Consider the following 25,210-nt stretch of genomic DNA (forward strand, 5'->3'; position numbering starts at 1 on the left):
CAAAAAGTAACTAAGTTTAAAAAGTATAGAGGAGAGTGTACGCATATGATGCCGTCTTTTTTCATTGCACATGGTGCCCCGTTACTTGCCATAGAAAACAACGCCTATACAGAAGCACTGAACCAATTGCCTAGCCTGCTTCCACGCAAGCCGCGTGCTATCGTCATATTTTCCGCTCACTGGGAAGCACATGATCAAATGGTGGGAACGATGGACACCTTCCCGACTATTCACGATTTTGGCGGTTTCCCGCAAGCGTTATACGAAATCGAGTACCCGGCAAAAGGAGAGCGTGAAGTAGCGGATGAGACCATCCGACTTCTTCAGGAAGCTGGTATTCCTGTCGCTCTGAACACGACGAGAGGCTTGGACCATGGACACTGGGTTGTTTTGCGCCATATTTATCCGGATGCAGACATTCCTGTTGTTGCTTTATCAGTTAATCCGAACCTGACTGTAAAGGAGCAATACCAGATCGGCAAAGCACTCAGTCCCCTACGCGAAAAAGACGTTCTGATCCTCGGCAGTGGCGGAACTGTCCATAATTTTTCCTATATGAACCTGAGAGAGTCCGATGGTGCTACCTTTGAGTGGGCGGAGCAATTCGAAGACTGGCTGCAAACAACCTTGACTGACTGGAATGTCGAGGATCTCGCCAACTATCGCGAGCTTGCTCCACATGCCGAAAAAGCTGTTCCCGCGTATGGAACCGAGCATTTTGTTCCGCTTGTGTACGTCATGGGAGCTGCTGACGATGAACGTACAGCGAAGCGCCTGCATATGAGCATCCGCTATGGAAGTCTCAGTCACACCCTTTGGCAGTTTGGTGATTCGAAATAATGACCGTGCACATGGAGGATGTTTATCGGGAGTATAAATCATTACTGTTTTCCCTTGCTTACCGGATGACGGGCTCGGTAACGGAAGCGGAGGACATTGTTCAGGATACATTTCTTGCATTGGCAGGTACCGACATCCAAGACATTCACCATGTGAAAAGCTATCTGTGCAAAGCTGTGACCAATCGCTGTCTGGACTTATTAAAATCTGCCCGTTGGAAGCGGGAGCAATATGTAGGGGAATGGCTGCCAGAGCCGATGCTGGACGCTTCGGAAACCAATGATCCCTTGCATACGGTGATTGCCGAAGAAGCAGTCTCATATGGCTTGCTTGTTCTCTTGGAGAATTTACCGTCGACACTACGGGCCGTTTTTGTGCTCCGAACAGCACTCGGCTACGAATACAGTGAAATTGCCACGATGCTCGAAATGACCGAAGTAAATTGCCGGAAGAAGTTTAGCCTCGCAAGAAAAAAGCTGGCTGAAGCAGGATATCAGGCGATCATCCCTCAGTCGAATCGGATTTCGAGCCTGGTAGAGCAGCTAATGCAGGCCATCTCCAAGTCAGATGCGAAGGCATTGATCGGCCTTTTGACAAAAGATGCTGTGTTTGTCAGCGATGGTGGCGGGAAAGTCCGTGCGGCTATTCATCCCGTCTTCTCAGACGAGCGGATTACGGCCTTCTGGATGGGGGTATGGCCAAGGTGGGCTTCTCATGCTACCATGCAAATTCGCTCGATCAATGGCCAGGATGGAATCGCTGTCTACTCCGAAGGTCAGCTGAAAGCGATCATGCAGATCACAATGAATGAAGAAGAAGATCGCATTGAACGTTTGTACATGATAGTCAATCCAGATAAGCTTGCCCATTTGCAAAAAGAAAATGGATGATTCGTCACAAGAACGACACTTCACTCGTCTTTGAGGTTGAAAGCAAATTCGAGTGGAGAGGAAAGATGAATCATGCAAGCTAGAATCAATCATCGTACAGTGAATCCCGAAGCGTATCAAACCATGCTCAAGCTGGAAAAATTCGTGAATGAAAGCGGCTTGGACAAAAAACTGATTGAGATGATCAAAATTCGTGCTTCCCAAATCAATGGCTGCGCCTTTTGCATGGATATGCATACGCAAGATGCGCGCAAGCTCGGTGAGACAGAGCAACGCATTTATTTGCTCAGTGTATGGAGAGAATCTGCGGTTTACACAGAGGCAGAGTGGGCCGTCCTTGCTTTGACAGAAGCTGTCACGGTCATTACAGCTAACGGTGTTTCAGAAGAGCTCTACCAGCAGGTTCGCGAGCATTTTGACGAGAACCAGTACGTTGCCTTGATTATGGCGATCAATACGATCAACAGCTGGAACCGAATCGCGATTTCGACAGGAATGAGTGCTCCGTATAATAAGTAAAGATCAGTCAAGCAAAAGACACGTCTCTTATAAAAGGAGCGTGTCTTTTTTCGGGCTATACATCCATCCCGACTTTTCTGCCCGGATAGAATTGTTTCTCTTCGGAAAGGGGATTACCTTTGGCGGTTAGCGCGGTAGGCGTAATCCGGAAGATGGCGGTTGTACTGCCCATCGAAGAACGATACTTGATGACATGCTGCAAAGGCAACGGTTCTGAATAATAGCCGGGTACGTACTTGTCGATCATGGATTGCATCGCATCGCGCATCTCTTCAGGTTCGGAAACACGCTCAATGGTCCCAGCGATAAACACACTCATGTAAGCCGTATCGATATGGGCAGGCACAGGCGAGGCGATTGTGCCGTACTCCTCGCAAACACTGAAACATACGCGGTTGTTGCCATTGATCATTTCGATCTTTCTGCCAGAATCCGCGCCGTGAAAATAAATACAGCCATTCCACCAAGCAAAATTCAAAGGCAGGATGTACGGCTCGATTTCATTGGACAAGCCGAGATGGCCGACCTTTGCCACTTGCAAAAACTGGTCAATTTGCTCCTGATCAGTGATGGTACGCTTGGAATAACGAATTGGTATCATGTCGAGTCCCCCAGTCTGTCGTTGTTATTTTGATCGTAATGGGTATTTGACTAGGAGAACAGGTGCAATTTTGGTGAAAATGAGCGGGTCAGATGACAAAAAATAACCGCCCTCTACTGACAGGGGCGGCAGTCTCGTCGATTACGAGCGTTTTGAATCCAATTTTTTGGTAAGCTGTTCTTCTCCGCGGTGGATCCAACCGACGAAGGAATCACGGATGGTCAGGTCAAAGTTGAGGTAGACCACGGCGACGAACATGTAGTGACTTTTCCCTTGAAAACGCGAGCGGTAGCGTAGATCAATCCATTTGACCTCGTAGCCAAAGGAGCGCTCCTTTGTTTCTACGTGCACATGATGGGTAAAAGCAAGAAAGGACTGGACTTTGTAACTTTTCTTGGCTGCCGCAATCCGCTCATTTTCCGGTTTGATGGAGAAGGTGTCCAAGATGACGACGTCTCCCGAAATGACTTCACCTACATACCAATGCTGGTCTGTCTTGGCGACGAAGGTCCAATACGTCCAGGAAAGAGTAGGAATGATGGTGAAAGTACCAGCTTTGCCGATTCGCTGACGAACCAGCTCGGTCGTTCGTCTTTGCACCTGACAACGCCAGTAGTAGTACCCGGCAATGATCACGTATATCCATAAAAAGACGTGTCCAGGATGCGCACCTGCTGCCCATAGCATAAAGCCGACGAGATGAGCAGCGAAAATGAACGGATCGAAAATGAAAATGGCGTTGAGCGCCACCCATTTGTCGCGAAACGGGTACAGGCCCTTTGTGCCATAGGAATTGAACAAATCAACGAATACGTGTAAACAGACGGCCAGGAATATCCAGCCGAGCAAATGCAGCCAATGGTGCTGTGGCATTATGGCCTGGATGAGAACGAAAATGGCTCCAGTCCAGAGAAATAAAGCGGGAACCGAGTGAGAAACGCCTCGGTGGTTGCGAATGTAGGCAGCGGTACCACGAAGGCGGACTAAGCCATCCAAATCAGGTGCCTGCGAGCCAATGACCGTTCCAATCATGACGGCCATTGCAAGTGACGGAGTAGAAGCTACGACAGGATCAAGATAGGCGAGCCCGGCCAATCCAAAGCCCATGGCAAAATGTGTGGCTGTATCCATGGAATCGTTGTCTTCCTCCCTTCCTTCCACTTTTATTGTTTATTATAGCGTTTGCCTAAGGTTAATTCCCGCCCGTTCTGAAAATATTTGTGTGCTTGTTCGCACGGGGTGGGAAGGGTATGATGAAAGCGTTGAATCGGTAAAGGAGGAACATGTCGCATGCTAACGGTTTTCATTGAATATAAGCTGGATACTGAAAAACGAAGTCACGCTCTGAGATTGCTCACCAAGATGGCTGAGCGAATGGAAGCGATGGGTGCACGTCAGTATCGCTCAATGGAGGGCTTGGATCAGCCCGGTCTGTTTGTCGAAACGTTTGAGGTCGAGACTGTTCACGTATACGAAGAAATCAAGGCAAACCGATTGGCAGACCAAGACTTTTGCGACTGTATTTCCGGCGGAGCTGCGAAACTGCATGTGTGGGCGTTTCGTCCCGCGGAACTGGGTTGAAAAGGAGTAGAAGAAAAGGAAATGGCAAGAAAAAAAGAAAGCTTGAAATATACACTTCCTGAACAATTTCATGTGTTTGGCTTTGCACAGGATTTGCTGGCCTGGTACGACTCACAAAAGCGGGATTTGCCTTGGCGGATCAACAAAGACCCCTATCGCATCTGGGTATCGGAGATCATGCTTCAGCAAACACGCGTAGAGACCGTTAAACCTTATTATGCGAATTTCATGGAGAAATTTCCGACGGTGAGTGATTTAGCGAAAGCGCCCGAGGATGATGTCTTAAAAGCGTGGGAAGGACTCGGTTATTACTCCCGCGCGCGCAATCTTCAAGCCGCAGCCCGCGAGGTAACGGTTCGCTATGGAGGAGTTGTGCCGGATACACCAGAAGAGATCGCTACACTAAAAGGTGTCGGGCCGTATACAGCAGGTGCCATTCTTAGCATTGCCTATGAAAAGGCGGAGCCGGCTGTGGATGGAAATGTTATGCGTGTTTTTTCACGCCTGCTGTATTTAACCGATGACATTGCCAAGCCTGCCACAAGAATCAAAATCGAGCATCTCGTACGCCAGGTCATTCCAGAGGGAAGAGCGGGAGATTTTAATCAGGCTTTAATGGAGCTGGGAGCGATGGTTTGTGTGCCGCGCACTCCGCAATGCTTGACCTGTCCGGTGTTTGACTACTGTATGGCGCGTCAGGAGGGAGTGGCAGAAGAGCTGCCGGTCAAAGGCAAAGCCAAACCTCCACGTCCTGTTGATCTGCAAGTAGGCATTATCGTTCGCGACGGCAAAGTCTTGATGAACAAGCGTCCCGATCAGGGGCTTCTCGCTGGCATGTGGGAATTCCCTACTGTTGAAACTGAACAGGAAAGTGATGCTGCCAAGCAGGAGGCACTTGCAGTTGGTTTGCGTGAACGATTCGGAATCGATGTAGAAGTCATGCAGCCGCTGGGTACGGTTCAGCACATCTTCTCCCATTTGCAGTGGAACATGCAAGTATGGTCCTGTGACTGGATCGAAGGGGAAGAGCTCTCCGCTCATGCAAGATACGTAGCTTGGGAGGAATTAGATGCTTACACCATCCCGATGGCGCATCAAAAAATTCGCGAACTATTGGGACAAAAATAACAAGTAGGCAAAGCTGTCGGGCATTTCTCGGCAGCTTTTTTTATTTTATCAGTCCGATATAACGCAAGCCGTGAGATATCCCGCCATCATCGACGTGTCGCGTTACGTAATTGGCATACGGCAATAAAGCTTTATGCGCATTGCCCATCGCGATCCCCATCCCGACATAAGAGAGCATTTCTTTGTCATTCAGACCGTCTCCAAAAGCAACTGCCTTGCTTGGCGCAAGCCCGATATGCGAGAGGAGCGCTTCAATACCAAGCGCTTTGGAACCGCCTTTCGCAAAAACATCTATACAATACTCATGCCAGCGTATAAACGAGAGAGCGGGAATCTCTTCTCTGTACCGCTGTTCATGCGCATCTGGCGTAAACAACAGCGCCTGATAAATATTTTCAGAATAGGCGAAGTCCGCATTGTGATCGGGGGAATCAAGCTTCAATTGCTGAAAGGTCCAATCCAAATAAGGATGCTGCTGATGGGTAGAAAAGCCCGCCGTACTGCCTTGAAACACGATGGGATGGTCGTGCTGGGCCGCGATCTGTTGCAATTGATCGAGTGTTTTTGGCGGGATGGGGCGATCATAAATGGTTTTTCCTTGATAGACGACATATGCGCCATTGCAACTGACATACGAGTCGATGCCGCACTGCTGGGCAAGCTTGTCAAAATAATAATGAGCTCTGCCTGTTGCTAAGACGACCTCGATCTTGTTTCTTTGCAGCTCTTGAATGGCCTAAAGCTTCGAGAGAGGGGGAGAGGAGTGGAAAATAAAAAGATCATGCCCCCGCAGACATGATCTTGGTAAAACCGTTTTTTATCGAATCAAAAACTCTGGAAATTGTGTCACGATCTGATGCTTTTGTTCTTCCATGCGTTTCAGCGCTTGCTGTTGCATGTATTTTGCTTCAATTTGCTTCGGTGTCAATTTTCGTTTCTCAATAATGATCGTGAAGAAAATCATTGGAATGTACATGAGTGTATCCCTCCCATCCCGTTAGTTTGGTGCAGTCAGCTACCATCTATCGCTTTGACTCCTGTAAACCTCATCATCTGACGCCGTTGTTTGTTTTTCATACCAAAATCCCTCCCGTAGTCAAGTAGTGGTGTCCATTAAATGCGGCTTACAAATTGTGCAGCTTCAAAAGCATGTTCTTCGGCGCGTTCTTCGAGATAGCGACAGCGAGCAGATTCCGTGAAAAGTTTCTCTGCTTGTTCCTTGTTGCGTTCAATCTTGACCGTGAAAAGCAAAAAGTTCAGTACCATTACCAATCACCCCCTTTCAAGGTGGAAAATGTTAATTGTCGAGAAAGAAAAAGACCACGGGCGAAAGCCTGCGGTCTTCTGGCAACAAAAACGGACATGCCGCTTTGAAGGACATAGAAAGACCACAAGCAACAACGCCTGTGGTCGGTAATAGACGAAATGGAAACGTTGAAGAGTACGAATACTACTGGAATTCGTCGACCCAGGAGGCGCTGCTATATTTAGTTGGAACATCCACAAGACGATCAAAAAGAGCTGAATTTAGATTCATTGCTATCATCATCATGGTGCTGCCTCCTTTCTTTCCGTAGTAGTAGTGTGTGGAACGTACTCTTAGAATATGGCATTTTTTTCTTGTTGTAAAGCGATTTTTTACCTATTTATAGAAGAAAGTATATTCTGAATATAATAAAAAATAATAAATAATAAACAAATGTGTAGTCCGGTGAGCAAAGGAAGGTTTACAATGAGACATATAACGGGTAACAATATAGGACATCAACACGCAGAAAGGTGATGCTAGCGAATGAAAACACCCGGACTCACTGTAAGATCCAAGCTAATCGCTACATTTTCCACAATATTAGTAATCCCCATGCTTTTGCTCGGGTTGCTTTCATATCAGAGTGCCAAGGCAGAGTTGTCAGATGAATTGCTTACGACTGCCTCTGAAAATGTTCGATTGATAGATGCGCTTTTGAATCACACATTGCTGGAGCAATCGAGAAATGTAGAATGGATTGCCTCTGATATTGTACGCCAAGACATCTTAGAAGAGAACAAAATGAAAACGAAAAAACAATTGCAACGTTTTCTCGCGATGAACCCAGAAGTGAGTGAAGCGTATATCGGAGACGAAAATGGTGGCATGTTGACCGCGAGTGATTCGAAGCTTCCAGAGGGATTCGACCCGCGAAAAAGGGATTGGTACATAGCAGCCATGAAGCAACCCGGCAAGAGCATCATTGTGGACCCATACGTTGATGCCATAACGGGGAAAGTCGTGTTGGGAATGGCGATGTCCTTGCCAGATAAATCCGGTGTTCTGGGAATTGATATTCAACTGACAGCGCTGGACGCGACGGTCAAGCAAGCGAAAATCGGTACCCAAGGTTTTATGGCGATTTTGGATAAAAACCGAAAAATGCTAGTCAATCCAAATGGAGAGTCTGGCGTGGAGGTTACAGAGTCTTGGGCGGATACTGTATATGCAAAAGAGTCAGGTCGCTTACAATTTCAGCATGAAGGAAACCCCGTCCAAGCCGTGTTTACTACGAATGAAAATACGGACTGGAAGCTGGTAGGCGTGATGTATGAAAGTGAAGCAGTAGAAGCAGCAAATCCGATTTTTTACACGATGCTCGTGATTATAATTGCTGCGCTGGTGGTAGCTGGCGGAGTCATTTACCTGATTTTGCGCTCCTTACTCCGTCCTCTGCGCATGTTGACAGAAGCGGCGGAAAAAATGAGCCAAGGCGATGTGACACAACAAGTAGATATTCGAAATGACGATGAGCTGGGTACGTTGGGCAAAGCCTTCAATCATATGGCGGAATCACTTCGGTCCTTGCTTCATTCTGTGAATGATTCTGTTCAGCAGCTAGCTTCTTCGGCGGAGCAGCTCGCAGCAAGTGCGGATCAGACGAGCAAAGCGACAGAACAGATTGCAGAAACCATGCAAGAAATGGCGGAGGGAACCGAGCAGCAAGTCTCTCATTCGCAGGAGGGTAATGCAGCAGTCGAACAAATGTCGGCAAGAATCGGTCAGATCGCAGAGTATACACAAAATGTATTCACTGCAGCCAAGGAATCGTCACACTTGGCAGTGACCGGAAACAAATCCATTCAATCGGCTGTGCTTCAAATGAACGCATCCAGCGAATCGATTCACAGTCTGGCAGAAGTCGTGGATAATCTGGGGACGCGTTCCCAAGAAATCGGAAACATCGTGGATGTGATCACTGCCATCGCAAACCAAACCAATCTGCTCGCACTAAATGCGGCAATCGAAGCGGCTCGAGCTGGGGAGTCTGGACGAGGCTTTGCTGTAGTGGCTGATGAGGTACGCAAGCTGGCAGAGCAATCTGCAAGCTCGGCACAACAAATTAGCCAGCTGATCACCGCGATTCAAGCGGAGACAAACCATGCAGTGATTGTTATGGATCAGAGCAAGCGTGAAGTAACGGAAGGTATTGAAAAGGTGAACGAAGCTGGCCAATCCTTCGAACAAATTCAGTCAGCCGTCAATGAAGTGGCAGAGAAAATCGGTCAGGTATCTGAAGCGACACGTGATTTCTCCACGAGGACACAGCAAGTGGTTGAGATTATTGGTCATATTTCCGAAGTGACACTGCAAGCGTCAGATGGAACGCGGAGTGTATCTGCAGCTGCGGAAGAGCAGCTAGCCTCTATGGAAGAAATCGCTTCCTCAGCCGTTTCTCTCGAACATCTCGCGGAGGAATTGCAAAACCAGATCGGCCAATTTCGTATCTAAAAATAAGCCCGGCGCCGTGTTTGCATTCACGAGCAGCCGGGTTTTTTACTTAATCGTAAATAGGTGACGAGGAATGATCCCATCCCCCGCTGTCTCCATTCACTGGCCCACGGGATTCAAGCTCATGGATGACTTTGACGTGAAGAGAGGCTCCTTCTGCACTGAGGTAAGCTGCCAATTGTGAAAAATTGTGATGGTAATAAAGCAGCTCATTCATTTCCCAATCAGCTAGTGGCATCATGGTTAATTCGGACAATTCCCGACCTATGTACACCCTGCCATTCCTCCTTATGTGGTAGTGGTTTGCCTGATACCGCGAGCTTAGTATGGCTATAGTTGAGAGGATCAAGTCATGCCGAGATTTTTTCCGTAGGTAGAAAAAGCGCAGGTGGAGTTGTATAATGAATAAGTGATTTTTACATATTAGTACCTGCTATTAATAGTTGGTAAGGTTGGGAGGTAATCTTTTTATGAATACAACGAAAAAAGTTGCACTGGTTACTGGCGGGACGCGAGGAATCGGGAAAGCGATTGCTCTTCAATTGGCAGAACAGGGCTATGACCTGGTGCTGAACTATTTGCGTAACCGCACTGCGGCAAGAGAAGCGGCAGCAGAGCTGGAAGCAAAGGGCGCTCGTGTCCATCTGATCAAAGCCAATGTAGGGGATGTAGCAAAAATCAAAGAATTGTTCGCAGAAATTGACCAGGAATTCGGTCGCCTGGATGTCTTTGTAAACAATGCGGCATCGGGTGTATTGCGTCCGCTGATGGAATTGGAAGAAAGCCATTGGGACTGGACCATGGAAATTAACAGCAAGGCGCTGTTGTTCTGTGCGCAAGAAGCGGCAAAACTAATGATCAAGGGCGGCAACGGCGGAAAAATCGTGAGCTTGTCCAGCCTTGGGTCCATTCGCGTTCTCGACAACTATACAGCGGTTGGCGTATCGAAGGCAGCTGTAGAAGCGATTACTCGTTATTTGGCAGTCGAGCTCGCACCGCATAATATTGTAGTAAACGCTGTATCTGGCGGAGCGGTGGATACGGATGCACTCAAACATTTCCCGAATCGTGAAGAATTGCTCGGTAGCTCAGCAGAGCGTACGCCAGCAGGACGCATTGTAGAGCCGGAAGATTTGGCTAATGCTGTGATGTTCTTGCTCTCCGACAAAGCGTGGATGGTTCGCGGACAAACATTGATTGTAGACGGCGGTATTTCTCTTTTGACATAATTATTTATTGTAGATGGAGTAGGGAGTTGGAGACTTTGTGGTGTGGCGACACAAGACAAAGTTGTCCATGTGTTGTACAATAGAGTAAGAAGGTTACGAAGGAGGCAACACATGCTGATTCGTCCGTTTCGACTCGGTGACTATTCGGCTATCACACGTATTTGGCAGGAGACGGGGTTGGACCAATCGGACAAAGAGTCATTGAACGATTTGGCCCAGCATTTGGCTTGGGACAGCGATCTGGTAATGGTTGCAGAAATTGAAGGCAGAGTGGTAGGGGTCGTGGTTGGCACGATCGACGGAGCACGTGCCTATTTCTACCGATTGGCTGTACTTCCAGAGATGCAAGGCTCAGGTATTGGTCGCGAACTCGTTGAAGCAATTGAAAAGCGTTTCAAGCAACGAGGTGTCAATAACGTCTTGATCATGGTCAATCAATCAAATCCGGAAGTCCTTCCGTTTTACCTTTCACTTGGCTATGAAGTACAAAAATATGTTACACTTTCCAAAAAGCTCTCTTCTTAAAGGAGGCTTGTCCCCATTCAAATAGAGAAGAGAAGAAAGGGGAGAGTCATGTCACCAACTCCGGGCTCCAATATCCGCATAGAAAGTTATAAACATGACCATTCGTTGCACCGCATATGGGACAAATCTACGTTGATTCATACCAGTGATGCGGTGGTGATTGGGGGAAATGATCGGGTCAAGGTGACAGAAGCAGACGGGCGGGAATGGCGTACGCGTGAACCGGCCATTTGTACATTTGGTAGAGGCCAGTGGTTCAATACCATTGCCATGATTCGTGATGACGGTATTTATTATTATTGCAACATTGGTTCGCCCTTCAGCATGAAGGGACAATTGCTAAGCTACATAGACTATGATCTCGACGTAAAAGTGTTTCCCGATATGACGTACTCAATTCTCGACGAAGAGGAGTTTCTTTTGCATAGCAAACAGATGAACTATCCTCCATTTGTTGTGGAAAGAGTGCAGACAGCATTGCGAGAGGTGCTGGATTGGGTAAGCGCACGACGCGGCCCTTTTCAAAACGGTTTCGTCCAACGTTGGTACGAGCGTTATCTTTTAGTGCGAGATGATGAGGAATAATCCCTTTCCCGTATGACCGGGGGAGGGATTTCCTTGTTTGCAAAGGAGGTATGACGGTTGAGCATACGCCGCTATTTGGCTTATGTCCTGCCCTATTGGAAACAAATATTGGGGACTATATGTATTGGGATTATTAAATTTGCGATCCCACTTGCTCTGCCGCTTCTTATCAAATACGTCATTGATGACCTGCTGCCGAGCCCGCTTCCTCAAGAGGAAAAACTGAAACAGTTATTTTGGCTGATGCTCGGGGCCTTTTTGTTATTTACCGTTGTTCGCACCCCTGTTGAGTACATCCGGCAATACTATGCACAGTGGGTATCCAGTCGTATCCTGTTTGACATTCGCAATCAATTGTTTTCTCATTTACAACGACTGTCGATGCGTTACTACAACAATACAAAAACGGGTGAGGTCATCTCTCGGGTCATTAACGACGTGGAATCCACCAAAAGCTTCGTGGAAACGGGCTTGATGAATCTCTGGTTAGACCTGATTACGATTACGCTGACGATGGCGATCATGCTCTATATGGACGTGGAGCTGACGATTGTCGCCATTATTGTTTTCCCTTTGTACAGTATCTCTGTCAAGTTTTTCTACAAGCGCTTGCGTCAATTGACGAAGGATCGTTCTGCTGCACTGGCGCGTTTACAAGGGTATTTGTACGAACGCGTGAACGGCATGTCGCTCATCCGCAGCTTTGCATTAGAAAAGCAGGAGAGCAAGGAATTTGCCAAGGAGAACAATCAGTTTTTGGATAAAGCGCTGGCACATACGCGGTGGAACGCCCGAACCTTCGCTGTGGTCAATACGGTGACAGATATCGCACCGCTCCTGGTTATTGCCTATGCTGGCTACCAAGTCATCGGCGGGAGTATGAGCGTAGGGACACTCGTGGCATTTTATGCTTATTTGGAGCGTTTGTACACGCCGCTGCGACGTCTGGTCAATTCCAGTACAGTCCTGACTCAGGCAATTGCCTCGATGGACCGGATGTTCGAGTTTATCGATGAATCGTACGATATCGTCGACAAGCCAAATGCAAGGGAGTTGCCAGTAGACCCTGCAACGAAACGCATTCGTGGAGAAATCCGCTTTGAGAATGTGTCCTTCCGCTATCGGGAGGAAGGCCCTCTCGTCTTGAACAATGTAAATCTGAGCATCTCTTCTGGTGAAACAGTTGCGATTGTCGGGATGTCAGGCGGCGGAAAATCTTCTCTGATCAGCTTGCTGCCGCGTTTTTGGGACGTGACCGAAGGGAAAATTACGATTGATGGCATCGATATCCGCGATGTGAAGCAGCAAAATTTGCGACATCACATCGGGATGGTGCAGCAAGATAATATTTTGTTTAGTGAATCAGCAAAAGTGAATATTTTAATGGGCAATCCGGATGCAGATGACAGTGCTGTGCAAGAAGCTGCGAAGGCGGCCAATGCCCATGACTTTATTAGCGAATTACCGAATGGCTACCATACGGAGCTGGGAGAGCGTGGCGTGAAGCTCTCTGGCGGGCAAAAGCAGCGAATCGCGATTGCGCGAGTTTTTCTGCGTGACCCGGGTATTCTGATCCTGGATGAGGCGACGTCTGCACTCGACTTGGAATCAGAGCACACGATTCAGGAATCTTTGTCCAGATTGGCAAAAGGAAGAACCACGCTCATCGTGGCCCATCGACTTTCGACGATTACCCATGCGGACAAAATCATTGTCATGAAAGAGGGACAAATCGTTGAGGTGGGCACCCACGAGCAATTGCTGGAGAGAAAGGGAGTATACTATGGCCTGTGGAGTGTGCAAGATTTAGGAAGTACATCCGACCTGCAACAGGGATAAGCAGATGGGATTGGAGGAAATCCGATGGAGATATGGCGCCGTAATTTATATGTGCTCTGTGGATCGTTGTTTTTCGTCATGGTGGCGATGAGCATGATCATGCCTTTTTTACCGCTTTACATTCAGCAGGATTTCGGAATTGAAGACCCTCACCAAGTCACGGCTTGGGCGGGGATTATTTTTGGAGCCAACTTTTTGACGGCGGGCCTCGTCTCGCCTATCTGGGGAAATTTGGCCGATAAGCACGGGCGCAAGATCATGATTTTGCGCTCGGGATTTTTCATGTCTATTACCATGGCAATGACCGGTTTTGCGGGAAGCCTGTGGCAGCTTCTGGCTCTTCGTCTGCTCAATGGACTCGTAGGGGGAATCATCCCAGCCAGTACCGCATTGGTAGCATCCTCTGTCCCAAAAGAACGAATTGGCTATGCAACGGGATTGCTTCAGTCTTTTATTACGGCCGGAACGATTATGGGACCGCTGTTTGGCGGGGTTCTCGCGGAGAAGATCGGCTTTCGGATGATTTTTGTGATTACCGGTTGCGTATTATTATTGGCCACCTTGGTCATTACGTTTACGGTGAAAGAGAACTTTGTTCCACCTGAAAAAAAGGAACGGTCGAGTCTACGGGAAGATTTTCAGATGATCTTTTCTTCCAAAGAACTCCCGGCGCTCTTTTTTGTAACCGTAATGATCCAGTTTGCGTTGTTTAGCATTATCCCTGTGTTGCCGATCTACATTTCGCAGTTGCTCGGTTCGGAAGGGGCAAAGGTAGCGCTGTGGGCCGGAATTGTCCAGGCTTGCATGGGGGTAGCAAACGTCTTTGCCTCCCCACAGCTGGGGCGTTTAGGAGATCGGTTCGGTTCGCAAAAGGTGCTCTTGTTCTCGCTTTTGGCTGCCGCAATCATCTTCATTCCGCAAGGTCTCGTACATACGGTATGGCAATTGGTCGCGCTCCGGTTTTTGTTAGGCTTGTCGCTGGGAGGACTGCTTCCATCCGTCAATGCTTTGCTGCGAAGAGCAACACCTGTACATATGGTCAGTCGTGTTTATGGCTATAACAACAGCTTCGTCAGTATCGGCAGCATGCTTGGACCGATGATTGGCGGTTTTTTGGCAGGCTATGTGAGCATTAGCGGAGTCTTTTACATGACGAGTGCTTTCTTGTTTATTAACGCAGGCTGGGTGTACTACAGCTTTTTCCGAAACAAATCTGTACAGCATCCTGATTCTGGAATAGAATAAAAGGTAATTTTCGCGAAAAGAGGTGCACCTCCATTGTGATGGCGAGTCGGTGTGAATAACTTCATATTCCATCAGGACGACGTATAGGCTGGTCCTGAACCGACAGGAGGGTGCGCTTCATGTGGCATCGACGCTTTATTTGCCTCTGGGCGGGTCAGACATTGGCCAACCTTGGGGATGTATTTTATATTGTTGCGTTTATTTCGGTCATTTACGCTGCAACTGGCTCTGTCATGTACACGTCGTTTATACCGGTTGTCATTGTGGCATCGCAGTCTGTGAGCAGCTTGTTGGCACCGCTGGTGTTTCAGCGATTGTCGTTGACGGGCATGCTCGTGCTGTCGCAAGGCTTGAAGACGATACTTTTGGCTGGAGCCTCCTTAGCCGTCAGCAGCGGTGTAGGAGAGCAGGGAGAGTGGATCTGGCTGTTGTTCGGATTGGGGTCAGCCATCGCCTTTATGGATGGCTGGGCAAACCCTGCACGCAATGCCATGGTGCCGCAGTTGGTCGGACGAGAAGATCTCATGCGAGCGAATGGGCTGCTTGCCACCTCGGATCAAACCGTTCATTTTGCAGGCTGGGCCGCAGGAGGATTACTCGTTTCTTGGTTGGGAGCAAGTATCGTTCTGTGGGGAACGGTTGGTGCCTATGTAGTGGCAACGATCGCGATGACAGGCATTGCACCGGCGAAGGAAAAGCTGCGCGAAGAACAGGGGGCCAGGGCGGCAACAGACTGGCTCACTGGATGGAAAACCATTCGCGATGTGCCTGTACTGCGACTGCTGGTCGCAATGGATGTTGTGATCGGCTTGTCCGGGGGTGTGTGGATCGCTGCGATTATGCTGCCATTTGTCCTTGATGTGCTTGGACAAGGAGAAGCATGGTGGGGCTATATCAATGCCGGTTACATGCTTGGAGCTATTGCGGGTGGGACGCTGCTATTGATGTATGCGGAGCGGATGCGTCGCCATTTATTTCGCTGGATCGTTTGCGGTACGATTGGAGTCGGTTTTTTTACTTTTTGTTTTGGCAGCAGTACGAATGCTCTGGTGGCACTGTTGTTTTCCTTTGCGCTTGGCCCGTTTTTGGAAATGGTGCATGTAAGCAAGCAGACTCTTTTGCAGCAAGAGACGGAGGAATCGGCACTGCCCTATGTCCTGTCAGCAAAAGGGACGATTGATTTACTCGTTTTTGGGGCTTCTGCCTTGGTGATGGGTGCTATCGCTGAATGGCAGGGAGTCCGGGCTGTTTATTATGTCTCTGCTGGATTGTTACTCATCGCATTCCTTTTTGCGTTGCGCTTGCAAAAAAAGCAGTCGGAGCATTCCAGTGGGGTTACCGTAGATTAAAACACGAGCAGGCTGTCTTATTCGTAGACCTTTCTACTGGTAAGGCAGCCTTTTTTGATGATATGCTTCTTGATCATAAGAAGGTATATGTATTTTTTATCTATTTCCATAAAAAAAACTTATCGCAGTAGTTACATCAGCTTCCTCTCTTTAATAAAATCAACAAATGCTTTTAACAAAGAGATTTGCATCGATTCCTTCCGATAGATCATCCACGATTTGCGCAAGATCGGCTCGCCGTGCTTCGTCCGCAATTGAATCCGGTAAAAGTCTTCACTGCCCGTCAGGACAATCTGCGGGATGATCGCATAGCCAAATCCGCTCAAGACCATCTCCTTGCACGTCTCCATGTGATCCACTTCCATCGTGATCGATGGCGGCTTGGAAAACGTCTCCTTCCACCAGTTGTCAAACAAGTTTTCTAGCGAGATATCCGTTTTGTACATGATCCTGGGGAGCCCAGGCAGCTCATGAAGCGAAATCTCCCGCTTGGATACAATCCAGATGTTTTCTGTCATGATGAGATGCTTTTCCTCCGGCCAGTTGTAATCTCCGCGGATGAACCCGATATGCACATCCTGTTTGTACACGGAGTTCGTCAGTTCTGAGCTGCGGCTCGATGTTACTTTGAACTCCACGTCCGGGTATTGTGTATGGAATTGCTTTAAGATATGCGGTAACTTGTAGCGGGCCAGGCTGCTTGCTGTGCCGATTTTTAATGTGCCTGATATTTTATTGTCCATGCTTAACAGAAATTCTTTTGTCCGCTGCAACTGCTGGAGCATCTCAATCGCATACTTCACCAAATACTCGCCCTGCGGGGTGAACTCCACGCCTCTCCTGCCCCGATGCATGATCGTAATCCCGAACTCTTTCTCTAGCTGCTGAATGCGATAGCTGAGCGAGGGCTGGGATACATACAAAACCTCCGCTGTTTTGGTCATATTTTGTTGCTCATAGAGTGTTTTCAAGAGCAGCCAATCCTTTTCGTCCACGTCATTTTCACTCTCCCTGCACGCTTTGGTTTTGTACCTTTATTGTAGTAGCAATTGAATGAATCGTACAAAAAATTTATGGAAAATGATAAAACATTCGTATTTCTTTTTATATTCACGGGTGTGGTACCTTAATGGCACAGAATCAAAAAAACATTCATGGAGGCAGCAGATGTACGATTTTGGCCAAGTTCACAAAATCCCAACCGTGATCATGAGGGGGGGCACCAGCAAGGGATTGCTTTTACGTAGATCGGACCTTCCTTCAGATCCAAAGCTGCGCGATGAAGTCATTTTACGCTTGTATGGGAGTCCAGACAGTACGCAGATCGATGGATTGGGCGGAGGCACCTCGCTATCCAGCAAGCTCGCCATAGTCGGACCGTCCCTTCAGCCTGATGCGCATATTGACTACACATTTGGTCAGGTCAGCCTGGAGAAAAAGGTCATCGATTACAACGTTACATGCGGTAACTTTGTCACGGCAGTCGGCTTGTATGCAGCAGAGGAAGGATATGTGCCGTTACAGGAGCCGGTTACCTACGTACGCATTTACAACACCAATATCAAAAAGATGATCGTGGCCGAAATTCCTGTGAAGGATGGGCAAATCGAGTACGAAGGAGACTTTGTCATCGACGGTGTACCCGGCTCATCAGCAAAAATCATGATCAATTTTCTCAACTCCGGCGGTACCTTTACAGGGAAGACACTGCCTACCGGACATGCTACCGATACGATCCGCTTGCAAGATGGAGGTCAGTTCAAAGTGTCGATCATCGATTGCGCCAACGTTGTGGTGTTTGTGCGAGCAGAGGATGTGGGCGTGCAGGGAACAGAGCTGCAAGCTGAGGTCAACAACAATAAAGGGCTCATGTCCACATTAGAAGCAATTCGAGTCGAGGCGGGCATTTTAATCGGAATGATTCAGCCAGAAGACAGAGAGAGAGTATCGCCATCGTCACATGCACTGCCAAAGATTGCGATGATTGCTCCGCCTCAAGTGTATAGCACTTCCGTTCATCGCAGAATTGAAGAGAATGAGATCGATCTGGTTTCACGCTACATTTCTATGGGGAGTCTTCATCGTGCTTATGCAGTAAGCGGAGCCATTGCAGTGGCAGCGGCGGCGAAAATCCCGGGAACTATTCCGAATGAAGTGGTCGCCACACAAAACAAAGGAATTCGCATTGGGCATCCGTCAGGAGTGATCTATGTAGAGTCTACAGTGGAACAGCATGGAACTAACTGGATTGTGAGTCGGGCAGCCAATGGAAGAACAGCCCGTAGGCTGATGGAGGGCTATGCACATGTGCCCGTATCCGTCTTACGTAATAAATAACTGATTATTCTGCCTTTATTTAAGGAAATGAAGAAAGTCTGTGCAGTGGCGAAATACCCATTACGGGCTTTGCCACTCACAGAATAATGTAAGCGTTTTACTAAACGAAACAGTAGGAGGAATTGTCATGCAAAGAAGAACGAAAAAATGGATGTTGGCTGTTTTGTCTACAGCACTGACGGTCAGTTTGGCTGCTTGTGGCGGGACCAAGGAGACTGGAAAAGGTCAAGCGACCGCAGCTGCATCCAACTATCCGGAAAAAGCGATCACGCTCGTTGCTCCCAACGGGGCAGGCGGTGGTTTGGATAAAACGGCAAGACTTCTGGCAAAAGGTTTGGCTGACACGAAATTGGTAACAAAAACCGTCCTGGTCGAAAATAGACCTGGCGGGGGAGGCAGCGTCTACATGGCGGAATATGCCACCAAAGAAACCAAAAACCCGTACAAGCTGCTGGTGAATTCACCGCCAGTGCTTTTGAACAACCACAAAAAAGAGGGAAATAGTCCATACGGCTACAAAGATACAACTCCGCTGGCGCAGTTAACGCGAGATTACGGCGCGATCTCCGTGCCTGCTGATTCCAAGTACAAGGATCTCAAGTCTCTCTTGGATGACATCAAGGCAGACCCTACACAGGTGACAATCGCTGGCGGTTCCTCACCGGGCAGCATGGACCATGTGATTGCAATGCTTCCGATCTACAAGTACGGTCTTGATCCGAAAAGGGTCAAGTATGTCGCGTATGAGGGTGGTGGAGAATCGATCACCGCGCTGCTCGGCAACCATGCACAAGCTGCTGCCAAGCCTGTATCGCTGGTACTGCCTTATTTGGAAGCGAAAAAAATCCGCGTGTTGGCCGTGACTTCGCCTGAGCGTCTTGGCGGTATTTTGAGCGACGTGCCGACTATGAAGGAACTTGGTCTGGATGCGGAATTTACGATCTGGCGTGGCGTATTGGGTCCAAAAGAGATGGGAGAAGCCGAGGTCGCATACTGGGATAAAACCTTCAAGGCATTGAGTGAAAAAGAAGAATGGAAGCAATTGTTGAAGGCGGATGGCGTAGAGGGCGATTACAAGAACTCGAAGGATTTCAAAGCATTCCTGGACGAGCAGGATAAACAGATCGAGGAACTGTTGAAGGCGATCGGGATTCATAAATAAAGCGGGACACAGAGGGAAGGGGCAAGACCTCTTCTCTCTTTCACTCGCCTCGCAACAGATTTTCAACAGGGAGGGAGAACAGCCATGAGTAAAACATTTGATCGCTATGCCAGTCTGGCTTTCCTTGCGTTGGGTGCCGGAGTTGTCTACCAGAGCCAAACTATTAGCCAAAGTGCTTACGGAAGCAATGTCGGGCCGAATATTTTTCCGATGCTTTTCAGGAAGGCAAGGAAGCTGTATTACAGGCGTCAGCCAAAATGAATATGGTTCAAAATCTGATGAACCAGAGCATGGAGTCTATGACTGAGTTGCATGGCCAATCAGAGCGAATCGGGCAAATCTCTACCATGATTTCGTCGATTTCCAACCAAACGAAACTATTGTCGTTAAATGCAGCGATCGAAGCAGCGAGAGCGGGTGAAGCGGGCAGGGGATTTGCGGTGGTAGCTGATGAAATTCGCAAGCTGGCTCAGCAGACAGCCGATTCGACGCAAGACATTCAAGGGATTATTGATAACATCCAGTCGCAAATCTACCAGTTCATGAAGCGTTCAGAGGAAGGGCATGGAGTGATTGAGGAGGGCGTCCGAATCGTCGGGCAGACTGGCGAAACGTTAGGAGATTCCGTGGAGCGGGTACAACAGACCGTTGCCTCCATTGACGATATTAAACAGCGGATGGATGAACAGGCCAAGCTGTCTAGGCAAATGGTCGATGCCGTTTTAGAAGTAACGGCTCTTTCCGAGGAAACATCGGCTGGCTCAGAGGAAGTGCGCGCTGTTGCCGAAACGACGCTGGGCGATATGGACAGGCTGACGCAATCTGTGACAGAACTGGATAAAATGATCCGACAGTTTGAAGCGTTGGTGAAGCATTAGGAGGTGGAGCTGTCTAGTTCGGTTATGGTACCAGAATGGAACAGACTTATTCGAACACCCTGTGCATCATAGGTATAATGGGTATAGACCAGCATCTTATGAAAATCAGCAACTTGGCTGACCGTATAGACTTCTTCCAGCCAATACATAAAGTATACGCAAGGGGCTATCTCCACGTAGTTGAATGTATAGTAACCATTGAATCCTTTATGCATCCCAGCAATCCCGACATCATGCCGGTGAGTAGCGTCAAAGAAATCGATGATAAATATATTGCCATCATCATAATCATAGCGAAAGGTCTTACCAGCGTATACTGGGAGTCGATGACTGTATTGTATATACGGAAAATTGGGATGATGCATAGCCTACTCCTCCTTTTGTAAGCAATATATGTCAAACATAGGCGTATGCTCTGCGTGGAATGACAAAAAACAGCGGCCATTCCAAGACTTTCTTTTTCAGGTCTTAGGTAGCCGCTGTTTCACTTATATTGGGTCAGTCAAGGCACAATGCTTATTTTCCGCCAAGGTGACGCAGGATCGCCATCAAATCGAGCTCTCCCAGTCCTGATTCCAGTGCATGGCGATAGGTGGCATTGACGGATTCCGCCAATGGTGTAGAAACGCCTGCTTCATGCGCTAATCGAAGGTCCTTGGCCATATGCTTCAGGGCAAAGGCAGCCGGATAGTCGTCAGCGAGAATCGAGGCTGCTTTTCCGCGAATTAACGGGGTTCCCACGGCGCTCTCGGAAATGATGTCCAGCATCTGTTCTGTGCCAATGCCGAGAGAGCGTGCGAACAGCAATGTCTCTGAGACACCTTGTACCGTAATGCCAAGCAACAGATTGATCGCCAGCTTGGCAGACGTGCCAGCACCGTTTGGGCCCAAATAAAAGGCTGCTTTGCCTAGCTTGTCCAGCATCGGCTTGACTACCTCATAATCCGCCTTCTCGCCACCTACCATGATGACGAGCTTCCCTTCTTTTGCAGGTCCTACACTGCCAGAGACAGGCGCATCGAGAAAGCGCAGCCCAGCTTGTTTGGCCTGGTCAGCAAGAAAACGGGAAGTATCCGGAGAAATAGTGCTCATGTCCACCGCCAGCTTTCCTTGCACAGGAAGACGCAAGAGGCCATCTGAGCCTGTATAGATTGCTTTTACAGCATCATCATCACTAACCATGGTAAAAAGTACATCGCTTTCTGCCACGAGCTCAGACAAAGTCGCAGTCTTTTTCGCACCCAATGCCACCAATGGTGCAGCTTTTCCCGGCGTACGATTCCAGACACGTACGTCGTAGCCTGCAGCCAGCAGATTGCTAGCCATTGGTATACCCATGTTACCCAAACCAATCCAACCGATGATCATCGTGTTGTTCTCCTATCCGCGATTTATGCTTTTATTTGTTGTTGAACAAGTATCTTCAAAGCAGCGTGCTTGGATTCTGTCATGGCAAACAACTCGTCAAACCCTGAAGGAAGCGTCTTGTCAAGCACACGCAAGCCTTCCTCGGTAATGCCACCTTTGGTAGCAACACGCTCGATCAGCTGGTCGAAGCTAAGCTGTTCGTTTTTGAGCAAAAGAGCGGTTCCCAGCATCGTTTCCACCAGCATGCTTCTTGCAGTATCCAAGTCAAGCTCCGGTGTTTTGCGAACGGCTGCCTGCGCGAAGGAATCAAGAATCCCTGCGATCAGTCCTGGTGCGCTGCTGGTGAGAATCGTCGCTGTTTCGATCTCGACCTCGGATACTTCCTGTGATTGACTAATGGAAGACAGGAGAGCGAGAAGCTCATTGCGATCCTCTGCACTTGTTCGACTGCTGCATGTAAACAGAGACACACCATGCAGCTCTTGCGAAGTGACTGTAGGAATTACCTTGCTTACGGCACCTGTATGGACGGTTTCCAAATCATCGATGCTAACACCTGCTGCTACAGAAACGATATGTACACTTTTGGGGATAGACAGCTCACGCAGTACAGGCAGGATATCCAGTGGCTTTGTGCAGAGAAAGACCAGCTTTGCCTGATCGCACACCTCTTGCGCACTTTTGGCTATGAGAATACCATGTGATGCTTGCAGATTTTCAGCCTTTTCTCTTGTTCGATTGAAGACGGTTATTTGCTCGGGCTGGACCACACCGCTTTTACAGAGTGATTTCACCAGCATTTGTCCCATACTGCCTAATCCAATGATTCCAATTCGCATATGCAAAACCCCCTGCCTTATTGTAACGTAGCCTCATGAAAAAAGGTACAGCCTCCCATATGAGAGAGCTGTACCTTTGCCGTTTCGTTTAACGGATTAGTCGTCAGAGCTTCGGAAAATCATGATGTATTTCGCCAACTCCAGAACAGAGATCAGAGCGGCAGCTACGTACGTCAGAGCGGCTGCGCCCAGTACTTTGCTTGCGCCACGTTCTTCTTCATTCCGGATGAAGCCCATTTTGAGCATCAGTTCTTTCGCGCGGCTGCTTGCGTTAAACTCGACAGGTAGTGTGACGAGCTGGAAGGCAACTGCTCCGGAGAAGAAGATAATCCCGATGAGCAGGAGTCCAGCCATTTTGAAGAAGAAACCAGCCAACAGCAGCAATGGCGCCACACCAGACACCAGGTTGACTACCGGGAAAATGCGATGGCGTGCTACCAGCATCGGGTACGAGACCTTGTGCTGAATCGCATGGCCTACCTCGTGACAAGCAACGGACAGAGAGGCAATCGAGTTGCCGAAGTATACGGGATCAGACAGGCGTACGACACGGTCAGTCGGGTCGTAGTGGTCAGTCAATGTACCTGGGATATGTTGAACAGGAACGTTCGTCAAGCCGTTCGCATCGAGCATGCGACGGGCTGCCTCTGCACCGGTAAGACCGGAGGAGGTAGGAACTTCGGCGAATTTGTTAAAAGTTCCTTTCACACGGAACTGTGCCCAGAGCGACAGTCCGAATGCAATCAGAATCAGGAAATCCATAGGATGGAAAAACATTCCACACTCACTCCTCATTGTAATCTATGAAAACGAAATGTTGCTAAGCCATACATGTAACCTTACTACTTCATTCTGTCCCATATTCATGTATACGAATAAGTCCTATGACAGTTTCACTATTTTATTGTACAATCTCTGACCAATATTGACAATGTTGCCGCATGCGAAAAAACAGACACATTCCTCGTCAGTATGATTGGGAATGTGTCTGTTTTGATGCTCATCTGTCGTGATTTTGAGTTTTATGATGCTCGGTTTTTCGCGGGTTTTGAAAGCCCTTCACTTCGAGCATCTTACTGCTCATTTTGGAATCCAACGTCTTTTCAGGAGCCTGCGGATATGATTTTTCACCTTTGGACACCGGGATATCCTCCTCGAAAACATAATCGCGAACAGGTTTATTATTTCCTCGGACGGATACGAAAGGACGTGGGAATGGTTTACAGCTGAGAAAAGGCGCGGTCTACAGCCGCGATGGTGTATTGGATGTCTTCTTCTGTATGAGCTGTCGTCACGAACCAAGCTTCATATTTAGATGGAGCCAGGCATACACCTTCATTCAGCATCAGCTGGAAGAAGCGGGCAAAAATTTCTCCATTCGCTTTCTGAGCTGCATCGTAATCATGAACAGGCTCGTCCGTAAAGTAAACAGCCAATGCCCCTTTTACACGATTGAGCTGAATGGTCACGCCGTGTTTGTTTGCCGCTTCGATGATTCCGTTCGCCAGCATAGCGCCAAGTCGTTCGAATTCATCGTACACGCCCGGCTGCTTCAATACTTCCAGGCAGGCAATACCCGCACGGATAGAAGCAGGATTACCAGCCATTGTTCCTGCTTGATACGCAGGGCCGAGTGGGGCGACTTGCTCCATGATTTCCCGACGACCGCCATAAGCGCCGATTGGCAGACCGCCACCGATAATTTTGCCCAATGCAGTCAGATCAGGCTCGACTCCGAGGAGGTTTTGTGCGCCGCCATAGCAGAAGCGGAAGGCCGTGATCACTTCATCGTAGACGATAAGGGCGCCAGCTTCGTGCGTAATGCGGTTAACCTCTTCCAGGAAGCCAGGCTCAGGTGCCACGATACCGAAGTTGCCGACAATCGGCTCAACGAGGACGCAAGCCGTTTCGCTTCCCCATTTGCTCATAGCTTCTGCGAATGCTTCGATATTATTAAAAGGTACGGTAATGACTTCGCTGGCAATGCTTTGCGGAATACCTGCACTGTCTGGAATCCCCAGAGTAGATGGCCCCGAGCCGGCAGCAACGAGCACCAAATCAGAGTGGCCGTGGTAGCAGCCTGCAAATTTGATGATTTTGACACGTCCGGTATAGGCACGTGCTACACGAATGCAGGTCATGACTGCTTCTGTACCGGAATTGTTGAAGCGAATGCGCTCCATCGAAGGGATTGCTTCACGGATCATGTTTGCAAAGGTAATTTCCCATGGAGTAGGCGTACCGTACAGGGTTCCATTGGCAGCCGCTTCGCAAATCGCTTTGGTCACATGTGGATGTGCATGGCCAGTAATGATGGGGCCATATGCTGCTAAATAGTCAATATATCGATTGCCGTCCACGTCCCAGAAATACGCGCCCTGGGCACGTTCCATCGTTACGGGTGCTCCCCCGCCTACGGCCTTGAAAGAGCGGGAAGGGCTGTTTACCCCGCCTAGAATGACGTCGAGTGCTTGCTCGTGCAGTTGCGCGGATCGTTCACGTTTCATGCATATTCCCTCTTTTCTTTTGGAACTA

At 48.5% G+C, this 25,210-nt stretch carries 29 protein-coding genes and 1 pseudogene; 17 read left to right on the forward strand and 13 right to left on the reverse strand.

Features of this window, described 5'->3' with window-relative positions:
- Nucleotides 1-45: 45 nt before the first annotated feature.
- The 3 genes from HP567_RS08110 to HP567_RS08120 all read left to right on the forward strand — a co-directional run bounded on the left by HP567_RS08110 (nucleotide 46) and on the right by HP567_RS08120 (nucleotide 2,249).
- Nucleotides 46-840, forward strand: a complete 795-nt coding sequence (locus HP567_RS08110) for a dioxygenase family protein (protein WP_173611395.1) — start codon at nucleotides 46-48, stop codon at nucleotides 838-840.
- Nucleotides 840-1,730: an RNA polymerase sigma factor SigJ gene (sigJ, locus tag HP567_RS08115; protein WP_173611396.1), complete on the forward strand. Its 891-nt coding sequence runs from the start codon at nucleotides 840-842 to the stop codon at nucleotides 1,728-1,730. The genes HP567_RS08110 and sigJ overlap by 1 nt, the downstream gene beginning before the upstream one ends.
- A 72-nt stretch (nucleotides 1,731-1,802) precedes the next feature.
- Entirely contained in the window at nucleotides 1,803-2,249 is a 447-nt protein-coding gene (locus HP567_RS08120) for a carboxymuconolactone decarboxylase family protein (RefSeq protein WP_173611397.1), read from the forward strand.
- Between the two features lie 55 nt (nucleotides 2,250-2,304).
- Here the strand turns inward: HP567_RS08120 and HP567_RS08125 are convergent, their stop codons facing one another.
- Both HP567_RS08125 and HP567_RS08130 read right to left on the reverse strand, forming a co-directional pair.
- Nucleotides 2,305-2,850 carry a pyridoxamine 5'-phosphate oxidase family protein gene (locus HP567_RS08125; RefSeq protein ID WP_173611398.1) on the reverse strand — a complete coding sequence of 182 codons (546 nt, stop codon included), beginning with the start codon at nucleotides 2,848-2,850 and terminating at the stop codon, nucleotides 2,305-2,307.
- A 141-nt stretch (nucleotides 2,851-2,991) separates the two neighbouring features.
- Nucleotides 2,992-3,981, reverse strand: coding sequence for a metal-dependent hydrolase (locus HP567_RS08130; RefSeq protein ID WP_173611399.1), 990 nt, complete (start codon nucleotides 3,979-3,981; stop codon nucleotides 2,992-2,994).
- Between the two features lie 159 nt (nucleotides 3,982-4,140).
- On the opposite strand from HP567_RS08130, the gene HP567_RS08135 reads away from it, so the two are divergent.
- Both HP567_RS08135 and mutY read left to right on the forward strand, forming a co-directional pair.
- Nucleotides 4,141-4,431, forward strand: coding sequence for an MFS transporter (locus HP567_RS08135; protein WP_173611400.1), 291 nt, complete (start codon nucleotides 4,141-4,143; stop codon nucleotides 4,429-4,431).
- 21 nt (nucleotides 4,432-4,452) lie between these two features.
- Nucleotides 4,453-5,559 (forward strand): A/G-specific adenine glycosylase, encoded by a 1,107-nt coding sequence (mutY, locus tag HP567_RS08140; RefSeq protein WP_173611401.1) that lies wholly within the window; start codon nucleotides 4,453-4,455, stop codon nucleotides 5,557-5,559.
- Nucleotides 5,560-5,599: 40 nt separating this feature from the next.
- On the opposite strand, the gene HP567_RS08145 is transcribed toward mutY, so the two are convergent.
- The 3 genes from HP567_RS08145 to HP567_RS08155 all read right to left on the reverse strand — a co-directional run bounded on the left by HP567_RS08145 (nucleotide 5,600) and on the right by HP567_RS08155 (nucleotide 6,825).
- Nucleotides 5,600-6,292: a Cof-type HAD-IIB family hydrolase gene (locus tag HP567_RS08145; RefSeq protein ID WP_330873253.1), complete on the reverse strand. Its 693-nt coding sequence runs from the start codon at nucleotides 6,290-6,292 to the stop codon at nucleotides 5,600-5,602.
- A gap of 84 nt (nucleotides 6,293-6,376) precedes the next feature.
- A complete protein-coding gene (locus HP567_RS08150) occupies nucleotides 6,377-6,535 on the reverse strand; it encodes a YrzI family protein (protein WP_106654267.1) in 159 nt (52 codons plus the stop codon).
- A gap of 137 nt (nucleotides 6,536-6,672) precedes the next feature.
- Nucleotides 6,673-6,825 (reverse strand): hypothetical protein, encoded by a 153-nt coding sequence (locus HP567_RS08155; RefSeq protein WP_170831582.1) that lies wholly within the window; start codon nucleotides 6,823-6,825, stop codon nucleotides 6,673-6,675.
- A 35-nt stretch (nucleotides 6,826-6,860) separates the two neighbouring features.
- Between HP567_RS08155 and HP567_RS08160 the strand changes: the two genes are divergently transcribed.
- A complete protein-coding gene (locus HP567_RS08160; protein ID WP_173611402.1) occupies nucleotides 6,861-7,136 on the forward strand; it encodes a hypothetical protein in 276 nt (91 codons plus the stop codon).
- Nucleotides 7,137-7,351: 215 nt separating this feature from the next.
- Nucleotides 7,352-9,319, forward strand: a complete 1,968-nt coding sequence (locus HP567_RS08165; protein WP_173611403.1) for a methyl-accepting chemotaxis protein — start codon at nucleotides 7,352-7,354, stop codon at nucleotides 9,317-9,319.
- Between the two features lie 49 nt (nucleotides 9,320-9,368).
- Here HP567_RS08165 and HP567_RS08170 read toward each other — a convergent pair whose 3' ends face one another.
- Nucleotides 9,369-9,593 (reverse strand): hypothetical protein, encoded by a 225-nt coding sequence (locus HP567_RS08170; RefSeq protein ID WP_173611404.1) that lies wholly within the window; start codon nucleotides 9,591-9,593, stop codon nucleotides 9,369-9,371.
- Between the two features lie 196 nt (nucleotides 9,594-9,789).
- On the opposite strand from HP567_RS08170, the gene fabL reads away from it, so the two are divergent.
- From fabL to HP567_RS08200, 6 genes are all read left to right on the forward strand, one after another.
- A complete protein-coding gene (gene fabL / locus HP567_RS08175) occupies nucleotides 9,790-10,548 on the forward strand; it encodes an enoyl-[acyl-carrier-protein] reductase FabL (protein WP_012684763.1) in 759 nt (252 codons plus the stop codon).
- A 111-nt stretch (nucleotides 10,549-10,659) separates the two neighbouring features.
- The gene (locus HP567_RS08180; RefSeq protein ID WP_016742780.1) at nucleotides 10,660-11,073 is read left to right on the forward strand and encodes a GNAT family N-acetyltransferase; all 414 of its coding nucleotides are present in this window, start codon (nucleotides 10,660-10,662) and stop codon (nucleotides 11,071-11,073) included.
- A 48-nt stretch (nucleotides 11,074-11,121) separates the two neighbouring features.
- Entirely contained in the window at nucleotides 11,122-11,658 is a 537-nt protein-coding gene (locus HP567_RS08185; RefSeq protein WP_007729805.1) for a DUF402 domain-containing protein, read from the forward strand.
- 57 nt (nucleotides 11,659-11,715) lie between these two features.
- A complete protein-coding gene (locus HP567_RS08190) occupies nucleotides 11,716-13,497 on the forward strand; it encodes an ABC transporter ATP-binding protein (RefSeq protein ID WP_173611406.1) in 1,782 nt (593 codons plus the stop codon).
- 24 nt (nucleotides 13,498-13,521) lie between these two features.
- Nucleotides 13,522-14,742 carry an MFS transporter gene (locus HP567_RS08195; protein ID WP_173611407.1) on the forward strand — a complete coding sequence of 407 codons (1,221 nt, stop codon included), beginning with the start codon at nucleotides 13,522-13,524 and terminating at the stop codon, nucleotides 14,740-14,742.
- A 119-nt stretch (nucleotides 14,743-14,861) separates the two neighbouring features.
- Nucleotides 14,862-16,091, forward strand: a complete 1,230-nt coding sequence (locus tag HP567_RS08200) for an MFS transporter (protein WP_173611408.1) — start codon at nucleotides 14,862-14,864, stop codon at nucleotides 16,089-16,091.
- A 131-nt stretch (nucleotides 16,092-16,222) separates the two neighbouring features.
- Here the strand turns inward: HP567_RS08200 and HP567_RS08205 are convergent, their stop codons facing one another.
- On the reverse strand, nucleotides 16,223-17,086 hold the full coding sequence (locus HP567_RS08205) for a LysR family transcriptional regulator (RefSeq protein ID WP_173611409.1): 864 nt from the start codon (nucleotides 17,084-17,086) through the stop codon (nucleotides 16,223-16,225).
- 172 nt (nucleotides 17,087-17,258) lie between these two features.
- On the opposite strand from HP567_RS08205, the gene HP567_RS08210 reads away from it, so the two are divergent.
- From HP567_RS08210 to HP567_RS08225, 4 genes and pseudogenes are all read left to right on the forward strand, one after another.
- Entirely contained in the window at nucleotides 17,259-18,428 is a 1,170-nt protein-coding gene (locus HP567_RS08210; RefSeq protein WP_173611410.1) for a 2-methylaconitate cis-trans isomerase PrpF family protein, read from the forward strand.
- A 127-nt stretch (nucleotides 18,429-18,555) separates the two neighbouring features.
- Nucleotides 18,556-19,590: a Bug family tripartite tricarboxylate transporter substrate binding protein gene (locus tag HP567_RS08215; RefSeq protein ID WP_173611411.1), complete on the forward strand. Its 1,035-nt coding sequence runs from the start codon at nucleotides 18,556-18,558 to the stop codon at nucleotides 19,588-19,590.
- An 84-nt stretch (nucleotides 19,591-19,674) separates the two neighbouring features.
- Nucleotides 19,675-19,803: pseudogene (locus HP567_RS08220) on the forward strand (tripartite tricarboxylate transporter TctB family protein); the annotation flags it as partial.
- A 44-nt stretch (nucleotides 19,804-19,847) separates the two neighbouring features.
- The gene (locus HP567_RS08225) at nucleotides 19,848-20,468 is read left to right on the forward strand and encodes a methyl-accepting chemotaxis protein (RefSeq protein ID WP_173611412.1); all 621 of its coding nucleotides are present in this window, start codon (nucleotides 19,848-19,850) and stop codon (nucleotides 20,466-20,468) included.
- Here the strand turns inward: HP567_RS08225 and HP567_RS08230 are convergent.
- From HP567_RS08230 to HP567_RS08255, 6 genes are all read right to left on the reverse strand, one after another.
- Entirely contained in the window at nucleotides 20,465-20,833 is a 369-nt protein-coding gene (locus HP567_RS08230; RefSeq protein WP_173611413.1) for a MoaF-related domain-containing protein, read from the reverse strand. The genes HP567_RS08225 and HP567_RS08230 overlap by 4 nt on opposite strands.
- A 151-nt stretch (nucleotides 20,834-20,984) precedes the next feature.
- Complete coding sequence (locus tag HP567_RS08235; RefSeq protein WP_173611414.1) at nucleotides 20,985-21,836, reverse strand: NAD(P)-dependent oxidoreductase; 852 nt, start codon at nucleotides 21,834-21,836, stop codon at nucleotides 20,985-20,987.
- A gap of 23 nt (nucleotides 21,837-21,859) precedes the next feature.
- A complete protein-coding gene (locus HP567_RS08240; protein WP_173611415.1) occupies nucleotides 21,860-22,675 on the reverse strand; it encodes a pyrroline-5-carboxylate reductase family protein in 816 nt (271 codons plus the stop codon).
- A 96-nt stretch (nucleotides 22,676-22,771) separates the two neighbouring features.
- The gene (locus HP567_RS08245; protein ID WP_048031441.1) at nucleotides 22,772-23,452 is read right to left on the reverse strand and encodes a zinc metallopeptidase; all 681 of its coding nucleotides are present in this window, start codon (nucleotides 23,450-23,452) and stop codon (nucleotides 22,772-22,774) included.
- 223 nt (nucleotides 23,453-23,675) lie between these two features.
- On the reverse strand, nucleotides 23,676-23,816 hold the full coding sequence (locus tag HP567_RS08250) for a hypothetical protein (protein WP_162837772.1): 141 nt from the start codon (nucleotides 23,814-23,816) through the stop codon (nucleotides 23,676-23,678).
- Nucleotides 23,817-23,895: 79 nt separating this feature from the next.
- Nucleotides 23,896-25,182 carry a glutamate-1-semialdehyde 2,1-aminomutase gene (locus tag HP567_RS08255; RefSeq protein WP_217367247.1) on the reverse strand — a complete coding sequence of 429 codons (1,287 nt, stop codon included), beginning with the start codon at nucleotides 25,180-25,182 and terminating at the stop codon, nucleotides 23,896-23,898.
- Nucleotides 25,183-25,210 lie beyond the last annotated feature (28 nt).

The organism is Brevibacillus sp. M2.1A, assembly GCF_013284355.2.
GTDB lineage: Bacteria > Bacillota > Bacilli > Brevibacillales > Brevibacillaceae > Brevibacillus.